Genomic DNA, 17691 nt, shown 5'->3' with positions numbered 1-17691 from the left:
ACGGCGCCCCAGTCGAGCGGCCGCCGTCCGACGCGGTCGAGGTCCGCTCCGCCCTCGCGACCTGCACCTCTCTACGGCTGGAAGTGGCGGGCGCCACCACCGTCCAATCGATCGGCAACGCGATACAGCCGCGTCACCAGGGCGTCGCCGTTGCCGGCCCGTCGTCGCTGCAGGATGGTGCGGACGCGCCTTCGGCTGGGCTCGGGGCTTTTGCGACGGCGGCCCGGTCGGTAGATCTGGAATCGAGATGGCCGGTGAACCATTGGCTGGCCCGTCCAGCGATGTGATCCGTCGCCGCTGCTTGGACCGAAATGGTGCTGTCGGATGCCAGCTGAAGCTGGCAGGGCGCGCACATGCTGGCGGCGGCTTGCCGGCTGAGCGTAACGAGCGTGCTGTCGCGCTCGCTGACGATGAACAGGGTCGGGGCATGCACCTCGCCCAGCGCGCTGCCGACGCGGTCCGGTCGTCCGTCTCGGAACACCATGGCCTGTACCGCCGCGGGACGGCGGACGGCGGCGAACAACGCGGCGGCCGCGCCGGTACCATCACTGAACAGGCCGACGGGCAACCGGGCGGTCTGCGGACGGTCCCATAGCCAATCGACTGCGGCGACCAGCCGACCGGCCAGCAGCCCGACGTCGAACCGCAGCCGAGCGGCGCGTTCGTCGATGTACTGCTCGTGCGGGGCGAGCAGGTCGGTGCGTATCGTGACCAGGCCGGCTCGTCCAAGCCGGCCGGCCAGTGCCGAGCCCCAGGGGCTGCGCCGGGCACGGGCGCTGCCATGCGCGAACAGCACCAGCCCGACCGGATCGTCGGGCACCGCTACGTCGGCTTGCCAGACCACTCCGGCCGCCGGAATCGGGACCACCTTTTCCAGCACCATGTCGCGGCTGCCTCCTGCGGATCGACGGCCTCCGGGACACCAGCCGCCGAGAACACTTTCAATCGTGCGGTTATCTGCCCAGTTGTGCCGCGTTGACGCCGGCGAGCTCCCGGATGGCAGCCGCACGTGCCGTTCGCCACCCCGACGAACGGCCGGATCAACGCACAGATGTCCCCACTACGACGGACAGGTCTGGACACCAGCACGTGGACCCGGGCATCGACGGGCTGGCCTCGTCGGCCGCAATCGGCGCGCTGCCGGGTGGCGGCCAGCCGGTCCGGACCTGCTGACCGACCTCGAGCGCGGCCACTACGTCACCTGATCGGGGTCGCCTTCCAGATCGATGCCGGGATGGCGCCGGCCCCAGTCCCGGGCCGCATCGATGAGCTCGATGAGGCTGCGGCCCAGCGCGGTCAGCTCGTACTCGACGTTGGGCGGATTGACCTCGTGGTCGTGCCGCCGGACGAAGCCGCGGCGCTGCATGTCGCGCAGTGTCTCGGCCAGCACCTTCGCGGAGACCGGGGCGAGCTGCGCGCGCAGGTCACCGAAGCGCAGCGGCCCGGCGGCCAGGCACAGCACCGCCATGCCGGTCCACTTGCCGCCGACCTGGACCGGAAACGCCGACGTCGGACAGGCCGGGTGGATGCGAGCGGGACGGCTGTGCGCGGCGCTCATCGACGCCCTCCGGTTTCGTTGCGGTAACCAGACCTCCCGACGGTACCGTCGGCCCCGTGACAGCTCCGATTGCAGTGTTGGGCGCCGGCGGACGAGTCGGGCGGGCCGTGATCGCCGAGGCCGCCCGGCGCGGGCATCCCGTGATCGCGATCGTGCGCGGGCCGGCCCGCCACGACGACCTGCGCGGCCCCGGGGTGACCCTCGCCGCCGGTGACGCGCTCGACTCGGGCTCGCTGGTCCGCGCGGCCGCCGGCGCGCGCGGGCTGGTCTGCGCGGTGACGCCCTTCTCCGCCCCGCCGGCGTCCTTCTCGGGATTCGACCCCGGCTACTACGAGCGGGTCTTCGCGGCGGTCACCGCGACCGGCGTTCCCCGCGCGGTCGTGGTCGGGCTGTTCGCCACCATGCACACCCCGGACGACGGCCGGGTGCTGGACGACCCGGAGCTGTTCCCGGCGGCCCTGCGCCCGTTCGCGCGGGCCCACGCCGACGGCATCGAACGACTGCGCGCCGAGCCGGGCGCCGACTGGATCGTGTTGAGCCCCCCGCCGGGGCTGCATCCGGATGCCGTGCCGACCGGCCGTTACCGACTGACTGAACCGGTCGTGGACCGGCGGTGGTGGGACCGGCCGCTCGCCCACGCGGACCTGGCCCTGGCCGTGCTCGACGAGCTCGACCACCCGACGGCCCGGCGCGCACACCTGGCCGTCCACTCCGTCGACCGTCATGCTCGGGAGGGATAATCTATCGGTCGCGGACCGACGCCCGCACCATTAGCTTTCTGCGCGCCGTCGCCGGCCGCGTCCGGGCGGACGACCCGGCCGGCCTGCTGCGCCACATCGACGACTTCCCCCGCGACGCGCTCGTCGTCAACGCGTGCGTCGTTCAGCGTGAGGTCATCGACGACACTCTGCTCAACGCGTTGCAGCGGGCCGATCGGTATCGCATCGACTCACGGCGGCCGGATCGGCCGCATGGGCGGGCGACCAGCCGAGGGCGGGCGCGACAGTTGCCGCCAGGTCCTCGAGGAGTCGCACGTTCTCGGCGAGGCCGAGCGCCGGCGGGAGGAAGAGCACCAGCTCGTCGGCGGCGCTCAGGCCCGGGTCGGCCCGGACCGCCGCGGCCACCGCGTCCGGCTCGCCGTGGTAGACGGGGCTCATCAGCATGCCGGGTGGCAGGTCGGGCACCAGGGCCGGCTCGAGGGCGCCGGCCGGGCGCGACGCGGCCGGGCCCTGGGTGCGGCGCTGCCGGTCGTAGGCGGCGTAGGTCTCGCGCAGGGCCGCGGTCGGGCCGGGCAGCACCGAGGCGGCGACCGCGACGGGCGGCGGCGGTGTGCCGTGCGCGGCCGTCCAGGCGTCGCGGTAGGCGGCGATGAGCCGGGCCTGGTGGGCGGGGAAGGTGTCGCCGGGCGGCACGTCGTGCAGGATCGTCCCGGTGATCAGCCGCAGACCCTGCCGGGCGGCCGTGACGGCGGAGGCGATGCTGCCGGAGCCGTACCAGATCCGCTGACGCAGGCCCGGGCTCGGCGGGGTCACCCGCAGCTGCGTGCCGACCGGCGGGCCGCCGACGCCGCGGCGCTCGGTGACCGTGTGCAGGGTCTCGCCCGCGACCGCGGCGAGGAACCGGGCCAGCCGGCGCTGGCCCTCGGTGCGGGCGTCGGCGTCGACCGCGCCGAAGACGGCGTCCCAGACGTCGGTACCGCTGGAGAACGCCAGCTGCAACCGCCCGCCCACGAGCAGGTCCGCTGTGCACGCGGCCTCGGCGAGCAGGATCGGCTCCTGGTAGCGGGCCGGGATGACGGCGCTGCCGAGCGAGATCCGCTCGGTGTGCTGGCCGGCGGCGGCGAAGAACGGGATCGGCGAGGACAGGTAGTTGTCGAAGTGGCGCTGGTACACCCACCCCGACTGGTATCCGAGGGCCTCGGCCGCGCGGAACAGCTCGATGCCCTCGCGCAGACCGCGGGCGGCGGCGCCGGTGGGGAACGAGACGCGGGTGTTGAACCCGAGCCGGCTGACGGTCATGACGGCACTCCTGTCCAGGCGTCGGCGAGTTCGGCGTAGGGGCCCGGTTCGGCGGCGAGCCGGGCGGGCGGCCCGGACTGGACGACCTGGCCGGACTCGAGGACGAGGACCCGGTCGGCGCTCGCCGCGGTCGGCATCCGGTGGGCGATCGACACGGTAGTGCGACCGCGGGTGAGCACGGCCAGGGCCCGCTGCACGGCCGCGTCGGTGGCCGGGTCGACGCCGGACGTCGCCTCGTCGAGCACGACCAGGTCCGGGTCGACGAGCGCGGTGCGGGCCAGGGCGACGAGCTGCCGCTCGCCGAGCGAGAGCCGCTCCCCCGCAGTCCGACCGGGGTGTCCAGGCCCGCCGGCAGGGCGGCGAGCCAGTCCGCCAGGCCGAGGTCGCCGAGGATACGAGCGGCGTCGGCGTCGGTGGCGCCGGGCGTGCCGAGCCGGATGTTCTCCCCCAGGGTGCCGTCGAACAGGAACGCGTCCTGCGGGACGATGACGACCCGGCCGGCCAGGGCTGCGGCGGTCAGCCGGGACAGCGGCACCCCGCTGAGCCGGATCGTGCCGCCGGCCGGTTCGAGGCGGCGGGTGAGCAGCTTCGCGAACGTGGACTTGCCCGACCCGGTCCGGCCGACGACCGCGACGTGCTCGCCCGCGGCGATGTGCACGCTCAGCCCGGGCAGGACCAGCGGGCCGTCGCTGTAGCGGGCGGACACGCCGTCCAGGCAGACGCTCACCGGTCCCTCCGGCAGGGTGCCACCGCCGCCGGCCTCGGCGCTGGGGACCGAGGCCAGCTCGATCGCGCGCCGCCAGCCGGCGAGGGCGTTCTGGGCCTCGCCGAGGCTCTGCACGAGGTACTGCAGCGGCCTGACGAAGAAGCCGACCAGGAACACCATGGCGACCACCTCGCCCGCGGTGAGCCGGGGCCGGGCACCGTCCCCCGTCAGCGCCCACCAGACGCCTCCGAGCAGCACCGTGACCGTCATCGTGGAAATGGCCAACTCGCCGAGCGATGCGTTGGTGTGCAGCGGCGCGAGGGTGCGCAGCAGGGCGTCGCGGGCCCGATCCACGGCGGCGTCCAGTTGGGCCCGCATGCGCGGCTGCGTGCCGGTGGCCCGGATGACGGGGGCGCCGAGTACGGCCTCGGTGATCGTGGTCTGCAGTCGGGCGAGCTCCCGCCGGGACGCGTCGTAGCGCCGGCCGATCACCCGCTGCAGCCCGAGCATCGCGCCGAAGGCCAGCGCGGCGAGGACGAGCACGGGCAGAGCGAGGAGCCAGCCGTACACCAGCATGACCAGGTCGCCGACGGAGAGCTGGCCGCCGGGCCCGGTCCGCGGCGCCCCGACCGCCAGGTCGGCCAGGACGGCGACGGTCGGCAGCAGCTCCAGCAGCGGTCGAAGATCGAGCTGACGGCCGCGATGCGCAGGTCGGCGTCGCGCAGCCGGCCGACCGCGGCGGCGAAGCGGGCCGCCTCTTGCTCGGCCAGGCCGAGGCTGCGCACGACCGGTCCGCCCTCGATCGACTCGTGGGCGACCCCGCCGACGACGCCACGGGCGGCCTGGGCGGCCCGGGCCCGCGGGGCCAGCCGCCGCTGGTAGGTGACGTTGAGGCCGAGGACGAGGACCACGAGGGCGAGCCCGACGAGGCCGAGCGCCGGATCGCGCCGGACCAGCTCGGCGAGCGCCAGCAGCAGCATGAACACCATGCCGGCGGCGAAGTACGCGAACTGCATCGGCGACCACAGCGCATCCACGTCGGAGATCGCGTGGGCGAGCAGCCGGCCCGGCGGGTGCCGGCGATGCCACGAGGGGCCGAGGTCAAGATAGCGGTGGGCCACCCGACGGCGGGTCTCGGCCTGGGCCCGGTACTGCACCCGCCCGGTCGCGAGCCCACGCACGAGGATGGTCGCCCAGCGCACCACCGACACGCCCAGGATCAGCGCCGCGCTCCCCCAACCAGGCCGACGCCGGCACCGTGGCCCCGGACAGGGCCGGCAGCACCAGATGGTCGGTGGACCAGCCGACGGCGGCCGCCCGTAGACCATCGTGGCCCCGTTGAGCAGCCCGGTGACGGTCGCCAGAGCGGCCGGTCCGGGGTTGGCCCGGGCCCCGGCGAGCTGGGCGGCGAGGGCTGACGGGCGCTCAGCCATGCACGTCCGCCGTGATCGCGCCCCCGCCGGCGGCCCGCAGGGCCGGGGTGACCGCTCGGATGCCGAGCGCCACGCCACGCACGTTGACCGCGTGGATCGCGTCGAGCGCCGCGATCGCGCGGTCGTCCTCCAGCGGCGGGGCCCCGCCGATGCCGGCGTTGAGCACGGCCGCGTCGAGCCGGCCGAAACGGCGCCGGGCCAGGCCGACCATCTCGGCATTGGTCCGCTCCTCGGCCACGTCGCCGACCAGGGTGACGATCCCGGTCACCGCGGACAGCGGGGCCAGCCGCCCGGCATCGATGTCGACCGCCACGACGCCGTAACCGCGCTCGGCGAACAGCTCGGCCGCCGCTCGTCCGATGCCGCTACCGGCCGCCGTCACCACGACCGATCCCGAGAGCTCCGCCATCCCACTGATCCTATCGGATCAGTAGAGAACATCGGACGGCGGACGGTGTCACCGCATCATGCTTCGGCCCGCGGCGCGGTCAGCGCGGCGACGAGGCCGGGGAAGCGAGCGTCGAGCTCCTCGCGGCGCAGTTCGATGGTGTGGGTGCGGCCGGTGACCGTGGTGCGGGTCAGACCGGCCTGCCGCAGCAGCCGGAAGTGGTGCGTCATCGTCGACTTGTGCACCCCGAAGCCCCATTCGGCGCTGCACTTGGCATGCGGGCGGCCATCGGCGAGCGTCTGCACGATGCGCAGCCGCGTTCGGCGACGCGGGCCGCCTCGATCCACCGGTCGACGTCGGCGTAGGTCGCCGGGTCCGCGGCCGGCCACCGCCAGGCCGCGGCGTGCAGGCCGAGGCCGGCGCCGACCAGGTGGACATTGACATGCAGATGCCGTCGAGTCGCGCGGGCTCCTTCACGCTGGGGATCTCGGGGACAGCGGCGAGGAGCTGTCGGGTGTACGGGCGCCGCGGCGCGCCGAACAACTGCTGCGCCGGGTCGGACTCCACGACCTCGCCGTCGCACATGACGAGCACGTCGTGGCTGAGGCGGCGGACGACGCCGAGGTGATGGGAGATGAGGACGTAGGCGAGGCCGAGCCGGTCTTGCAGGCCCAGCAGCAGGTCCAGGATCTGCGCCTGGATCGTCACGTCAAGCGCCGACACCGGTTCGTCGCAGACGATGACCGCGGGGTCGGCGGCGAGCGCCCGGGCGATCGCGAGGCGCTGCCGCTGCCCGCCGGACAGCTCCCGAGGCCGGCGGGGCAGCACCGTGCCGTCGCATCCAGCCGCGGGACCGCTTCGAGGAGGCTGCGGGTGTACTCGTGGCTGGGGCCGGTGAGGACCCGGTGCGCGGGTCCGCTCTCCACGAACACACCGTCGCGCATCACGTGGATCTCGTCGGCGAGCCGGCCGACCATGGCTTTCCCGGAGCCCGATCAGGAATCGTCCGGGGTACGCCTCGTCAAGGGTGCGTTGTGCGGCTGCGGTGGTGACGGCGTCGCGGGCGTAGATGTCGGCGGCGCCCGCCGCCACCACGATCCGCTGGGTGGCCGATAGCAAGATCGCGGCCTGTGTCATCGCTTCCCGGCCGGTCGTCTCGGGGAACCACAGCGTGCCGTAGCCGAGATCCTCGATCCTTATGGCGGTGTCGCGGACCGTGGCGGCCGGGTAGTTGTCGAGGTGGCCGGCCCAGATCCGACTCTTCCGAGGTCTGCCTTCTGGTTGCTCACGCCTGCTGTCCTGCGGCGTCCTGGCTGGCGAGGAACGTGCTGATCTGCAGCGCCCCGGTGACGGCCAGCCAGCTACCGAGGTCCATGAGGCCTGGGTGGAGCCGGCGTGCCTCGGCGATGTCGGCTCGGTAACCGAGCGTGTTGAGCCACTCGTACGCGTACGCGAATTCCTCGCCGATCTGCCGGATGGCGTCGATCGGAACCTGCGCATACGGCAGCGGGCGGCCGATGGCTTCGGAGATGGCCGCCGCGATCTGTAGTGGTGTCAGCTCGTCGCCGGCCAGGTCGATCGCGCGCCCGATCCAGTCCGCCGGCCGGGCGAAGGCGAGCGTGGTGAACACGCCGACGTCGTCGACGGCCATGATCTGCTGTGGGACGTCGGGCTCGAACGCGGTCGCCAGGGTGCCGTTGTGCAGGTGGTATCCGCCCGTGTAGTTCTCCATGAACGACACCGGCCGCAGAATCGTTGCCGGTAGGTCGAGCTTGGCGATGCGCTGTTCGATCCGCCATTTGCTCACCAGGTTCTGCGGCACCTTCTCGCTGTCGTGGCGGCCCGCACCGGCGACGGAGGTGAAGACGAAGTGCGCGACTCCTGCGGCCTGCGCGGCTTCGGCGACGTTGACGCCCCACCGGACCTCGTCCTCGGTGGAGAAATCCGGCGCGGTGCCGGGGGAGCCGACCGTGGGCTGGACGCTGAACATGCCGTACGCGCCCTCCGCCGCGGCGCTACTGCAGGCGGTCTTCCGAGACCGGGTGCAGGCCCTCTGCGCCAAGGCCCACGACCTTGCCACCCGTCTCGACCCCTGGACCGCGCTGACCACGTGGCTGCGAGCCGTCGGCACACACGCGACAGCCAACCGTGGCCTCGCGGCAGCGATCATGTCCGGAACCCCTGGCGGCGATCCCACACTCGGCGCCACCTGCCACACGATGATCGTGAACGCCGGCGACGAGCTACTCGTCCGCGCGCGCCACGCGGGCAGCGTACGCCCGGACGTCACCACCACCGACCTACTCAAACTTGTCAGCGCAATCGCCCTGGCCGCGGAGCCCGAACCCGACAGCGCGGCCGACGTCGACCGACTGGTCGCACTCGCCATCGAAGGCGTGCGGCCTCGGATATACGATCAAAGAAGGTGCCAAGTAGATCCGGACGAATAGCCGTTCGCCGTCCGTGCGAAGTTGTCCCGCTGCGGGACAAGCGCGGGGATGGTGCCACGTTCACGCGCGACCATCTCCACCGGTGCACTGACGTTCGGCGGGCTGGCCGTGAGCCCGGACGGCGCGAAGCTCGTCGTGGCCACGTTCCGCGGCATCACGGTGATCGACACGCTCACGAACACGGTTGCGAACAAGATCGACACCGTCGTCACCCACCGGCCTCCAACGGGGACATCGCTGCGCTGTCGGCGACCGTGGTGTGGGGATGGACGCGGTCGAAGCTGATGGGTAGGTGTCGTGGGCCGCGGAGTACGGGGTTGGGCCGGTACGGTGGCGGGTCGGCGAGTAGGCGGGGGTTTTCCAGTCGCCGGGCCAGTTCGCGCAGGGCGATCTGGGTTTCCAGCCGGGCCAGCGGTGCGCCGAAGCAGTGGTGGACGCCGCCGCCGAAGCCCAGGTGCTGGCTGTCTTCGCGGTGGAAGTCCGTGCTTTGCAGGTCGTGCCGCTCTGGGGCGAATCGGTCGGGATCGCGGACGTGGTCGGGATCGCGGCTGCCGGCGGCGAGGACGAGCTGGATCGTGGCGCCGGCCGGGATGGTCGTGGACGCGATGTCGATGTCATCCAGTGCCGTACGAACCAGCATGTGCACCGGCGGTTCGTAACGGAGCAGTTCCTCGACGGTGGGGAAAACGTAGTGGGGTTCGTGGCGGATCCGATCGAGCGTGCCGGGGTGCCGGAGCAGGGTCAGCATGCCGTTGGTGATGAGGTTGACGGTGGTCTCGTGTCCGGCGACGAGCAGCAGCGAGGCGTTAGTGAGCAACTCGACCCTGGACATTGCCTCCCCGGTGCGATCGTCTGCCGCCATCGCCGAGAGCAGATCGTCGCCCGGCGTCTGCCGGTACGCGTCGATCAGCGTTGCGAAGTAGCGGCCCATCTCGGCGAAGGCCTCATCGGCATGGTGGCGGGCCTGTTCCGCTCCCTGGGGTTGCGGGCCGATGCCTTCGACGATGGCGTCGGCCCAACGGTGGAAGCGGGGTTCGTCCTGCACCGGCACGCCGAGCAGCCGGCAGATCGCCGTCACCGGCAGCGGGTAGGCGAAGTCGTCGACCAGATCGACCTCGCTCCGGCCGGTGAAGCGGTCGATCAGCGCGGTGACGATGTCCACCAGCTGCGGGGCCATGCCATCGATCCGTCCGGGTGTCTCGGGCGGGCCGTAGTGACGGTTGATGAGCCGCCGCATGCGGTCGTGTTCCGGCGGGTCCGTGGAGATGAAGCCGCCGAGCGTGACAACGTCCCGGGAGCTGGTCCGGGGGTCGTGCAGCAGGGCGACGATGTCGCGGTACCGGCTGACGACGTAGGTGCCGTCGGCCTCGCGCACGACCGGGTTCGTGCGCAACTGCCGGTAGAGCGGGTAGGGATCGGCCCGGTTGCTGAAGTCGAGGATCTGCTGGAAGACGCTGGCCGTTGCCATGGCGCGTCCTTTCGCGATTGATCGACGGCGACAGGGTGACGGCGGCGGGTTCAGCCGCTGTGCACGAGCACGGCACGGCGTTCGCTCGGTTGGTGGCCGGTGAGTACCACCGTGGCATGGGCGGACGGCTCGGGCCGCACCTCGGCCGGTACCGGCTGCTGGGCTTCGGGCTGGTCGACGGTGCGCCATCGTGGCGGAAACGGGGCGGCCCGCTCGATCAGGCGGCCGTAGAACTGCAGCCACATCCCCTGGTCGAAGGTGACCGCGGCGGTGATTCGCCCGCGGCGGCCGTAGACGGCCACGAACCGGCGCTCGGCCGTCGACCCCTGAGTGATGATCAGCTCATCGGCGAACGTGGGCACCCCGATGGATTTGATCTCGGTGCCGAACTGCGTGGACCAGAACACGGGCAGGGCCAGGTGCGGCCACCGGTCGGGCTCGGCGCTGATCATGTTGTGCGCGGCGATCTCGGCCTGGTCGACGGCGTTGCCCCAGTGCTCCATGGCCATCAGCTGGTAGTCGTAGACGGGGTGCGGGAAACGTGCCACATCGCCGGCCACGAAGATGTCGTCGGTGACCAGACCGTTGGCGTCGAACGCGCGACATCCGGCGTCGCACGCCACACCCCAATGCCCGGCCGCCAACCCCGAACCCTTGAGCCACTCGACGTTACGCTGCGCACCCAGCGCCGCCACGGCGACCTGGACGTCCACCGTCGTGCCGTCCGACAGCCGTGCTCGGCGGAGCCGGCCGTCGGCGTCGCCTTCCAGCGCGTCCACCGCCACGCCGCAGCGCAGATCGACGCCGGCGTCGCGCTGCAACTGTCCCGCGACCCGGCCCACCGCCGCGCCCAACGCGCCCGCCAACGGAGCCGGCCCCCGGTCGACCACCGTGACCGGCAGTCCAAGCTCCCGGCAGTCGGAGGCGACCTCGCTCCCGATGAACCCGGCCCCGATTACCAGCACGTGCCCCGGCGCGGCGGCCAGCCGCTGCCGCAGCCCGGCGGCGTCGTCCCGGCTCCGCACCGTGTAGACGCCGTCGAGCGCCGCCTCATCGGCGTTGGGCCACGGCCGCGCCCGCACTCCGGTGGCGATCAACAACCGGTCGAAAACTACCTCTTCCCCATTCGCGAGCAACACCCGCTTGTCGCGGCGATCGAGCCCGACCGCCGGCTGCCCCAGCCGCCAGTGCGCATCCAGCGTCTCGCTGCGCGGCAACGCCGTATGGTCGGACGGCACCCATCCGGTCAACACTTGTTTGGACAGTGCGATCCGGTCGTAGGGCCGGTACGGCTCGTCACCGATCAACGTCAGGGAACCGGTGAAACCCTCACGGCGCAGCATGTCCGCGGCCCGCAGTCCGGCCAGCGAGGCACCGACGATGACGATCCGCTCGACGCCCGCGGCACGCTCCGCCGCCGGCGCGCGGGTCACGGTCTCACCCGCCCGATAGTCGAGCACAATGGCTCGCACGGGACAGGACGCCGCCGCCCGCAGCACCTTCTCCCGCTGCTCCTCGCCGGGGTTCGGCTCGTACACCAGCGCTTCATCGCCGGGCATCCGGAATACCTCCGGTGCGGCGAAGGCACACTGCCCATACCCCTGGCAGCGGGTCAGATCGACCACCAGCCTCATGCTCGAACGCTAGGTTCACACCCGGTACCACCACCTCATCCGAGGCAGGCGAAATCGGCGACGACCACAACTGCACGGCATGGGTCGCGGAGCGCGGGGAATGGCTGGTGGTGGAGTGCAAGGAAGGCGCCGAGCGCGATGGATGGGACGCCGTAACGGCTCGGGTGCTACGACTGAACCTCAGGTCGGCTCACCGACAGCCTCCCGCGGACCCGGGATCCGGGTTGCCTCCCCAGCCCCGTCGAGCACGTCCAGGACGCGACCGGCCCACCAGTGCACATCGTGGCGGCGTACCGTCTGCCGCATACGGCCCATCGCGGCGTTGTCGCCGTCGATGCGGCGCGGGTCGACGGCCACGGCCATCGCCCGCTTGAGGTCCTCCACGTCGTACGGGTTGACGGTGACGGCCTCGGCCAGCTCGTCGGCGGCGCCGCTGAACTCGCTGAGTACGAGCACGCCGGTGTTGTCCAGGCGGGCGGCGACGAAGGCCTTCGCGGTGAGGTTGACGCCGTCGCGCAGCGGGGTGGCCAGGAACACGTCGGCAAGGCGGAACAGGGCCACCAGGTCGATCGGGTCCAACTGTCGGTGCACGTAGTGGACGGCGGGGCGGCCGACCACACTGTGCGTGCCGTTGATACGGGCGACCAGCTGCTCGACCCGCATCCGAATCCTGGCCTGTTCGACGGACTGCCGGGCAGCGGGCACGACGACCTGGACGAGCACGCAGTCGGCGGCCCGGAGCCGGCGATCGGCCAGCAGCTCGCCGAACGCGGCGAGTCGCTGCTCCGCGCCGCTCGTCGCGTCCAGGTGGTCCACGGCGAGCAGCACGGCCCGGGGATGGCGCAGCTCACGCCGCAGACCCTCCAGCCGGCGTCCGACGCTCGCTCCGCCGGCGAGACGCTCGACCAGGTCGGCTTCGGCACCCATGGGCAGCGCATCGACGACCACCCGGCGATCGGCGACGGTGACCACACGGCCCTCGGCCTCGTGGCCAGCGAGACGCGATGCCAGGTGGACGAGATTGTCGGCGCTTCGCTGGTCCGGAACCCGGATCGCGTCCGAGCCGAGCAGGCCGTCGATGATCTCCTTGCGCATCGGCATCCGGCCGAACAGCTCGGCCGGCGGTACCGGCAGCGGTAGGTAGCAGCCGATCATCAGGTCCGGGCGGGCCGCCCGCAGCAGTGCCGGGACGAGTTGCAGCTCGTGGCCATGGATCCAGACGGCGCCGCCGGGCGCGGCCACGGCCGCCGCAGCCGACGCGTACCGGTCGTTCACGGTTCGGTAGGCCCGCCGCCAGCGCCGGTGAAAGGCGGGCCGTTCGACGGCGTCGTGGTACAGGGGAACGATCGTCGACGCACAATGGCCCTCGAGATGATCGGCGATCTCCGTCCGCGAGAGTCCGACCGGCCGCAGCGACACGCCCTGGAACATGACGGGTGATGCGCCGTCGCCACCGTCCCAGCCGACCCACGCACCGCCCCGGGCCGCCAGCGCGGGCTGCAGGGCGCTCGCCCACGCCGCATGCTCGGTGGCCCATCGCGCGGGGCGACGGCCGGCGTCCAATGGTTCGGCCGGGATCCGGCTCGTCACAACTACCAGCTCGCGTCGGTCCAGGACGCTCATCGGCGCGGGGCCGGTGTCAGGACGCAACCGTGGCTCCGCCCATGCCCGCCGGCACTGACGGCTGACGCAGCAGGCACCGCGGGCAGCGGTGCAGTCCGTCCGGCGCGCTCTCGCCGACCCAGCCGTGGCGGCTGAAGAAGATCCACGCCAGTTCCCAGTTGTGCAGGTTCGCCCCGAGGCGGCCCACAATCAGGCCGCATCCGTCGCAGACGAGGCTGAAGTCCGTGCCGTCGTGCGTGTGCATCGCGGTCATGTCCGTCCTCCGTACCGGCGGGCCCGAAGCCATGCGTTCGCAACACCGATCCCGCAGCCTTACCCATGGCAATGTTTGTGCTGATACAACTGATGAGCCTGCGGGGGCCTTGTGACGGCCGGTCTGCGACATGGTGGCAATCGCATGACAATCTGCGTCGCCGCCGCAAATCGGGCACGACCACCCACCGGAGGCGGCTCGTCCGGGGGTACATTGTCTGGACGCTTCGGTTGTATTGATGCAACTGTCCGCTGCTGCTCGCGGCGGGGCGGGCCAGCCGAGAAGTCTGGTCGGCGGCTGAGATCGTGCTGAACACCTGGAGGCAGGCCGCGATGAGCGGACTCGCAGACAACGACCGCCCGAGTGACAGCGCGCCCGGCGCGCCGTATGAACAGCTGCCGTTGGCCCGGATTCTGCTCGTCGAGGATGATCCGGGGGATGTCGCGTACACCCTTGACGAGTTCCGCGAGCACCGGCTACGCAATCCGGTCACCGTCCTCGGTGACGGCCGGCACGCTCTGGACTACCTGCATCGGCAGGGCGTGTATCAGGACGTGCCACGGCCGGACATCCTGCTCCTGGACCTGAACCTACCCGTAGTGGACGGGTGGGTGGTGCTCGACCAAGTGGTCGCCGATCCGCTGCTGGCCCAGCTGACCGTGGTGGTGCTGACGGGCTCGGACGTCGAGGAGCGGATGCTGCGGGACTTCGGCGTGCCGTCGGCATACTTCTTCCGCAAGCCGGTCGAGTTCGCGCAGCTGGCGGGGCTGATCCGCAGCATCGAGCAGTTCTCACTGGTCGTCGACCGGAACCCTCCGCGCCCGTAGGCCCGGTCAGGCGAAGGCAAGGTAGCCAAGCCACGGATACGGCACGCCGGCAGCGGCGACCAGCAGCCGAAGCCGGGCCTCGACCTGATGACGACTCCCCCGCCGGCCGTCTCGCCGCCGTTTGGGAGAATGAACCGATGCCCGAAGCCGACGATGAGGCACTCGTCAGCGCCCTGCTCGCGGTCAGCCGGACGATGGTGGCCCTCACCGCCCGGACACTGGCCGACCTCGACGTCGACGTGACCGTGCCGCAGTACCGCGCGCTGGTGATCCTCGCGACCGAGCCCCGGCGCAGCAGCGAGCTGGCCGAGGAGCTCGGCGTTGCGGTGTCGACGATGACCCGGATGTGCGACCGGCTGTGCCACAAGGGCCTGATCCACCGGTTTCACCGGGACGGCAACCGGCGCACCATCTGGCTCGGCCTCACAGATGCCGGGCGCGACACCGTCGGCGCCGTCATGCACGCCCGCCGGCGGGAGCTGCGCGGCATCGTCCAGGAGGCCGGCCTGACCGCCTCGCGCCGCACCCTGGACCTGCTCCACCGGTTCGTCCGGGCCGGAGGCGAACTCCCCGACGACGAGTGGTGGCAGCACTGGCAACGCTCGGCCGACGAGGCCCCGGCGCCGGCGAGGCGACGCCGGCCGATCAACACGGCACGGGATGACCGGCGCGCAGCCACTCCAGTGCGCTGACCTGATCGGCGTACGCCGGCAGTGCGTCCTCCAGGCACTGCCGCCGCCGGGCCGACGAGGCACGTCCGGCCGCCCCGCTCCATCGTGCGCCCGGCCGCTCGGACCAGGACGTCGACCGTAGCGGAGGTGAGCCGCCGAACCTGGCTGACGTCGACCATGAGATGCCGGTACTGCCCCGGTGAGCGCGCAGGGGGAAGGGGCTGCGGCGTGCGCAGCCCCTTCCGTGTCGGGGTCGTGCTTAGCGGAGTTTGAACTGCGCGGTCGTGCTCGATCCGTCTTGTGCTGTGGACGTAACGGCGTAGCAGGTGCCGGGGCTCTTCGGGGTCTTCCAGTTGTACTGGAACTTGCCGTCGGCGTAGGTAAGCGATGTCTCGCCTGTGGTGAGGGACTGGATTTCGTCCGTCTGCGCGCTGGGGTCGCAGGCGATGTTGGTCACCGTCACCGTTACCAGGGCGGGATCGGTCAGCTCGGTGGGGCCGGCGTAGACCTGGAACTTCATCGGTACGGTGCTGCCGCCCTTGACGGTGTTGATCACGCCGTCCATGTCGACCGGCTGGTAGTAGCCGCGGATCGTCCACGGCAGGACCGTGTACGTCTGCTGGGTCGTGCCGGTGTTGCCGGCGGCGTCGGTTGCGGTGGCGGTGAGCGTGTGCGTGCCGACGGCGTTGCTGTACCCGGTGACGACGCAGTCTGTCGGGCCGGATGTGTCGTCGCTGGCCGTGCAGGTGGGTGCCGGCGACAGGGAGCCGTAGTACGCATCGGAGAGGGTGGCTGAGAAGGTTGCCACGGGTGCGACGGTGTCGACCTTGATGGTGGCGGTCTTGGTGTCCTCGACGTTGAGTGCGGTGTCGGTCGACCGGTACTCGACGGTGTGGCTGCCTTGCTGAGCGATGGTGACCGGCGAGCCGTCGTAGACCGTCCAGTCTCCACCATCGAGCCGATACTCGGTTTTGGCGACGTTGAAGTCGTCGTCCGTCGCGCTCAGCGTGAACGATGGAGCTGTCCTGTACCAGCCGTTCGTTCCGTCGGGCTGCGCCGGCGACTGGGTCAGGGTCGTCGTGGGAGGTACCTTCTTCAGCGTGAGCAGGCCCGGCCGGTAGGGCAGGAGGCCGTAGTTGCCGCCCGAGGCCGGATCGCGGCCCTGGTAGAGCATCTGCAGGTTGCAGGCGTCGATGGTCATGGTCTGGTCGGCGCTGGTGCGAATCAGTTCGCCGTGGCTGATGTCGTTGGTCCAGGTGGCACCGCTGTTGGCCTTGCCGGCGAAGGGGTTGCTCTCGGTCGCGGCCTGCGGGGTCCACGTACCGTCAAGGCTGGTGGCGGTGAACGAGCGGAAGTACCTCCCGTTGGCGCCGATCGCCTCGACGATCATGAGGTACTGGTTCTGGCCCTGCACCTTGTAGACCTGGACCGCCTCGAACAGGTTGTTGTTGGTGTCGGTCATCACGATGGTCGACGTGGTGCCGAAGTTGCCGGGGAAGTTGCCGATCGGCATGCTGGCCCGGTAGATCCTGCCGTTGTCACCGGCGAAGAACAGGTACATGTTCGTGTCGTCGCCGATGACCGCCTGGTCGATGGGGCCGGTGCCGGAGTTGGAAATGGTGCCGGAGAACAGCGGGCTCACGGCCGACCAGCCGTTGGCGTTGGTGGGGTCGTTCGACGTCCGGTAGCTGAACGCGGTCGGGCCCCACTGGTAGGCCAGCACCCAGATGTTCTTGGGAGCGAAGTAGAACAGCGACGGCGCAACCGTGGAGCTGGTCATCGTGTTCTGGGTGGCGGTGGCCATGTCGGACCAGTCGTCGAAGAGGCTGAAGTTCATCGAGCCCCACGACGATCCCGTGTTGTGGGTGGTCGCGTAGACGAGGTGCTTGCCGTTGTACTCGACGGTGGAGAAGTCCTTGAGCGAGACCCATCCCGCCTTCGGAGTCGCGAGTGACCCCGTGGACGTCCAACTGTACTTTTTCGGAAGCGGACACGACGCCGACGAGCTGGCCAGCGGAGCGTCGTCGACGTTCGTCGACGGACTTTCCGTGGCAGCGGAGGCAGCGGGGGCCGAGAGCGCGACGAGCGAAGCCATCGCGGTGACGACGGCGAGACCTAACGAACGGATCGTGGGGATTTTCTTCGCTTTCACCTAACATTCCTATCCTTTGTTGCCGCCGGCTGGGATGTGCCAGCGGGTACCCGGACCCAACGGACTGTGTTCGCCTTCGTTGGAATGGGCCTCGCCCCGTCCTTTGCTGACGGAGACGGGCGTGGCCCCGATCAGGCCGGCGATCCTCTATGACCGCCGCGCGCGTTTCTGCGTGTCGCCGGTCGGCCCGCCGTTCAACCGCCCACGCGGGCACGAGCCCTGGCGGCCGACCGCATGTTAGCGCTAACATACGATCCGGTCGCTAGGGGACGAGGCGGCACATGGGTTAGATGGAGTGGCCGATTCAGGCGCTGGCGGTATTGTGTTAGCGGTAACATCGGTGTGTGCGTAATTCGTAACACCGGCGACACAACGGTGTCAAGAGTCACAGGGCTCGTTCGCATCGCGATCGGCCGAAATCGGCACGCCCAGCTTCATATCGGCGAGGGGTGTAACATTGGGAGCGCTGCCGACGCTGCCGATCGCATTCCTACCGAATGCGACACATAC

General features: G+C 71.1%; 18 protein-coding genes and 2 pseudogenes. 4 read left to right on the top strand and 16 right to left on the bottom strand.

The features are described 5' to 3' along the window. Window positions 1-133: 133 nt before the first annotated feature. Window positions 134-883, bottom strand: a complete 750-nt coding sequence (locus ACQEVU_RS19735; RefSeq protein ID WP_433325540.1) for a hydrolase — start codon at window positions 881-883, stop codon at window positions 134-136. 309 nt (window positions 884-1192) lie between these two features. Continuing rightward, window positions 1193-1558: a winged helix-turn-helix transcriptional regulator gene (locus ACQEVU_RS19730; RefSeq protein ID WP_433325538.1), complete on the bottom strand. Its 366-nt coding sequence runs from the start codon at window positions 1556-1558 to the stop codon at window positions 1193-1195. Between the two features lie 56 nt (window positions 1559-1614). Here ACQEVU_RS19730 and ACQEVU_RS19725 point away from each other — a divergent pair, with 56 nt between their 5' ends. Further along, on the top strand, window positions 1615-2298 hold the full coding sequence (locus ACQEVU_RS19725) for an NAD(P)-dependent oxidoreductase (RefSeq protein ID WP_433325536.1): 684 nt from the start codon (window positions 1615-1617) through the stop codon (window positions 2296-2298). A gap of 171 nt (window positions 2299-2469) precedes the next feature. On the opposite strand, the gene ACQEVU_RS19720 is transcribed toward ACQEVU_RS19725, so the two are convergent. The 8 genes and pseudogenes from ACQEVU_RS19720 to ACQEVU_RS19685 all read right to left on the bottom strand — a co-directional run bounded on the left by ACQEVU_RS19720 (window position 2470) and on the right by ACQEVU_RS19685 (window position 8093). Then, window positions 2470-3576: an LLM class flavin-dependent oxidoreductase gene (locus ACQEVU_RS19720; RefSeq protein ID WP_433325534.1), complete on the bottom strand. Its 1107-nt coding sequence runs from the start codon at window positions 3574-3576 to the stop codon at window positions 2470-2472. Next, window positions 3573-3821, bottom strand: coding sequence for a hypothetical protein (locus tag ACQEVU_RS19715; protein WP_433325532.1), 249 nt, complete (start codon window positions 3819-3821; stop codon window positions 3573-3575). The genes ACQEVU_RS19720 and ACQEVU_RS19715 overlap by 4 nt, the downstream gene beginning before the upstream one ends. A 179-nt stretch (window positions 3822-4000) precedes the next feature. Beyond that, window positions 4001-4858, bottom strand: a pseudogene (locus ACQEVU_RS19710) (ATP-binding cassette domain-containing protein); the annotation flags it as partial. Beyond that, window positions 4771-5715: an ABC transporter transmembrane domain-containing protein gene (locus tag ACQEVU_RS19705; RefSeq protein WP_433325530.1), complete on the bottom strand. Its 945-nt coding sequence runs from the start codon at window positions 5713-5715 to the stop codon at window positions 4771-4773. The gene ACQEVU_RS19705 and the pseudogene ACQEVU_RS19710, both read right to left, overlap by 88 nt. After that, a complete protein-coding gene (locus tag ACQEVU_RS19700) occupies window positions 5708-6124 on the bottom strand; it encodes an SDR family oxidoreductase (protein WP_433325528.1) in 417 nt (138 codons plus the stop codon). Before ACQEVU_RS19700 ends, ACQEVU_RS19705 begins: the two co-directional genes overlap by 8 nt. A gap of 56 nt (window positions 6125-6180) precedes the next feature. Next, window positions 6181-6408 (bottom strand): transcriptional regulator, encoded by a 228-nt coding sequence (locus ACQEVU_RS19695; protein WP_433335386.1) that lies wholly within the window; start codon window positions 6406-6408, stop codon window positions 6181-6183. A gap of 466 nt (window positions 6409-6874) precedes the next feature. Further along, window positions 6875-7273: pseudogene (locus ACQEVU_RS19690) on the bottom strand (LLM class flavin-dependent oxidoreductase); the annotation flags it as partial. 115 nt (window positions 7274-7388) lie between these two features. Continuing rightward, window positions 7389-8093: an NmrA family NAD(P)-binding protein gene (locus tag ACQEVU_RS19685; protein ID WP_433325526.1), complete on the bottom strand. Its 705-nt coding sequence runs from the start codon at window positions 8091-8093 to the stop codon at window positions 7389-7391. Here ACQEVU_RS19685 and ACQEVU_RS19680 point away from each other — a divergent pair. After that, window positions 8074-8553, top strand: a complete 480-nt coding sequence (locus ACQEVU_RS19680) for a TetR/AcrR family transcriptional regulator (RefSeq protein WP_433325524.1) — start codon at window positions 8074-8076, stop codon at window positions 8551-8553. The genes ACQEVU_RS19685 and ACQEVU_RS19680 overlap by 20 nt on opposite strands. On the opposite strand, the gene ACQEVU_RS19675 is transcribed toward ACQEVU_RS19680, so the two are convergent. The 5 genes from ACQEVU_RS19675 to ACQEVU_RS19655 all read right to left on the bottom strand — a co-directional run bounded on the left by ACQEVU_RS19675 (window position 8520) and on the right by ACQEVU_RS19655 (window position 13531). Further along, a complete protein-coding gene (locus ACQEVU_RS19675) occupies window positions 8520-8756 on the bottom strand; it encodes a hypothetical protein (RefSeq protein WP_433325522.1) in 237 nt (78 codons plus the stop codon). The genes ACQEVU_RS19680 and ACQEVU_RS19675 overlap by 34 nt on opposite strands. A 5-nt stretch (window positions 8757-8761) precedes the next feature. Beyond that, a complete protein-coding gene (locus ACQEVU_RS19670; RefSeq protein ID WP_433325520.1) occupies window positions 8762-9928 on the bottom strand; it encodes a cytochrome P450 in 1167 nt (388 codons plus the stop codon). Window positions 9929-10071: 143 nt separating this feature from the next. Further along, window positions 10072-11655, bottom strand: coding sequence for an FAD-dependent oxidoreductase (locus ACQEVU_RS19665; protein ID WP_433325518.1), 1584 nt, complete (start codon window positions 11653-11655; stop codon window positions 10072-10074). A gap of 180 nt (window positions 11656-11835) precedes the next feature. Further along, complete coding sequence (locus ACQEVU_RS19660) at window positions 11836-13245, bottom strand: alpha,alpha-trehalose-phosphate synthase (UDP-forming) (RefSeq protein WP_433325516.1); 1410 nt, start codon at window positions 13243-13245, stop codon at window positions 11836-11838. A 49-nt stretch (window positions 13246-13294) separates the two neighbouring features. After that, entirely contained in the window at window positions 13295-13531 is a 237-nt protein-coding gene (locus ACQEVU_RS19655; RefSeq protein ID WP_433325514.1) for a hypothetical protein, read from the bottom strand. A 305-nt stretch (window positions 13532-13836) separates the two neighbouring features. Here ACQEVU_RS19655 and ACQEVU_RS19650 point away from each other — a divergent pair, with 305 nt between their 5' ends. Together ACQEVU_RS19650 and ACQEVU_RS19645 are read left to right on the top strand one after the other, a co-directional pair. Then, a complete protein-coding gene (locus tag ACQEVU_RS19650) occupies window positions 13837-14358 on the top strand; it encodes a response regulator (RefSeq protein WP_433325512.1) in 522 nt (173 codons plus the stop codon). 137 nt (window positions 14359-14495) lie between these two features. Beyond that, the gene (locus ACQEVU_RS19645) at window positions 14496-15050 is read left to right on the top strand and encodes a MarR family winged helix-turn-helix transcriptional regulator (RefSeq protein WP_433325510.1); all 555 of its coding nucleotides are present in this window, start codon (window positions 14496-14498) and stop codon (window positions 15048-15050) included. A gap of 238 nt (window positions 15051-15288) precedes the next feature. Here ACQEVU_RS19645 and ACQEVU_RS19640 read toward each other — a convergent pair whose 3' ends face one another. Beyond that, a complete protein-coding gene (locus tag ACQEVU_RS19640) occupies window positions 15289-17181 on the bottom strand; it encodes a non-reducing end alpha-L-arabinofuranosidase family hydrolase (protein ID WP_433325507.1) in 1893 nt (630 codons plus the stop codon). Window positions 17182-17691 lie beyond the last annotated feature (510 nt).

It is taken from the genome of Dactylosporangium sp. CA-139066, assembly GCF_050936175.1.
Lineage (GTDB): Bacteria > Actinomycetota > Actinomycetes > Mycobacteriales > Micromonosporaceae > Dactylosporangium.
This window is presented reverse-complemented; position numbering and strand designations above follow the sequence as displayed.

Bases quoted from the DNA above. Each gene is read 5' to 3' on its own strand.
- ACQEVU_RS19700 (WP_433325528.1), bottom strand. From the start codon at position 6,124: ATGGCGGAGCTCTCGGGATCGGTCGTGGTGACGGCGGCCGGTAGCGGC.
- ACQEVU_RS19730 (WP_433325538.1), bottom strand. From the start codon at position 1,558: ATGAGCGCCGCGCACAGCCGTCCCGCTCGCATCCACCCGGCCTGTCCG.
- ACQEVU_RS19720 (WP_433325534.1), bottom strand. From the start codon at position 3,576: ATGACCGTCAGCCGGCTCGGGTTCAACACCCGCGTCTCGTTCCCCACC.
- ACQEVU_RS19655 (WP_433325514.1), bottom strand. From the start codon at position 13,531: ATGACCGCGATGCACACGCACGACGGCACGGACTTCAGCCTCGTCTGC.
- ACQEVU_RS19735 (WP_433325540.1), bottom strand. From the start codon at position 883: ATGGTGCTGGAAAAGGTGGTCCCGATTCCGGCGGCCGGAGTGGTCTGG.
- ACQEVU_RS19665 (WP_433325518.1), bottom strand. From the start codon at position 11,655: ATGAGGCTGGTGGTCGATCTGACCCGCTGCCAGGGGTATGGGCAGTGT.
- ACQEVU_RS19645 (WP_433325510.1), top strand. From the start codon at position 14,496: ATGCCCGAAGCCGACGATGAGGCACTCGTCAGCGCCCTGCTCGCGGTC.
- ACQEVU_RS19705 (WP_433325530.1), bottom strand. From the start codon at position 5,715: ATGGCTGAGCGCCCGTCAGCCCTCGCCGCCCAGCTCGCCGGGGCCCGG.
- ACQEVU_RS19685 (WP_433325526.1), bottom strand. From the start codon at position 8,093: ATGTTCAGCGTCCAGCCCACGGTCGGCTCCCCCGGCACCGCGCCGGAT.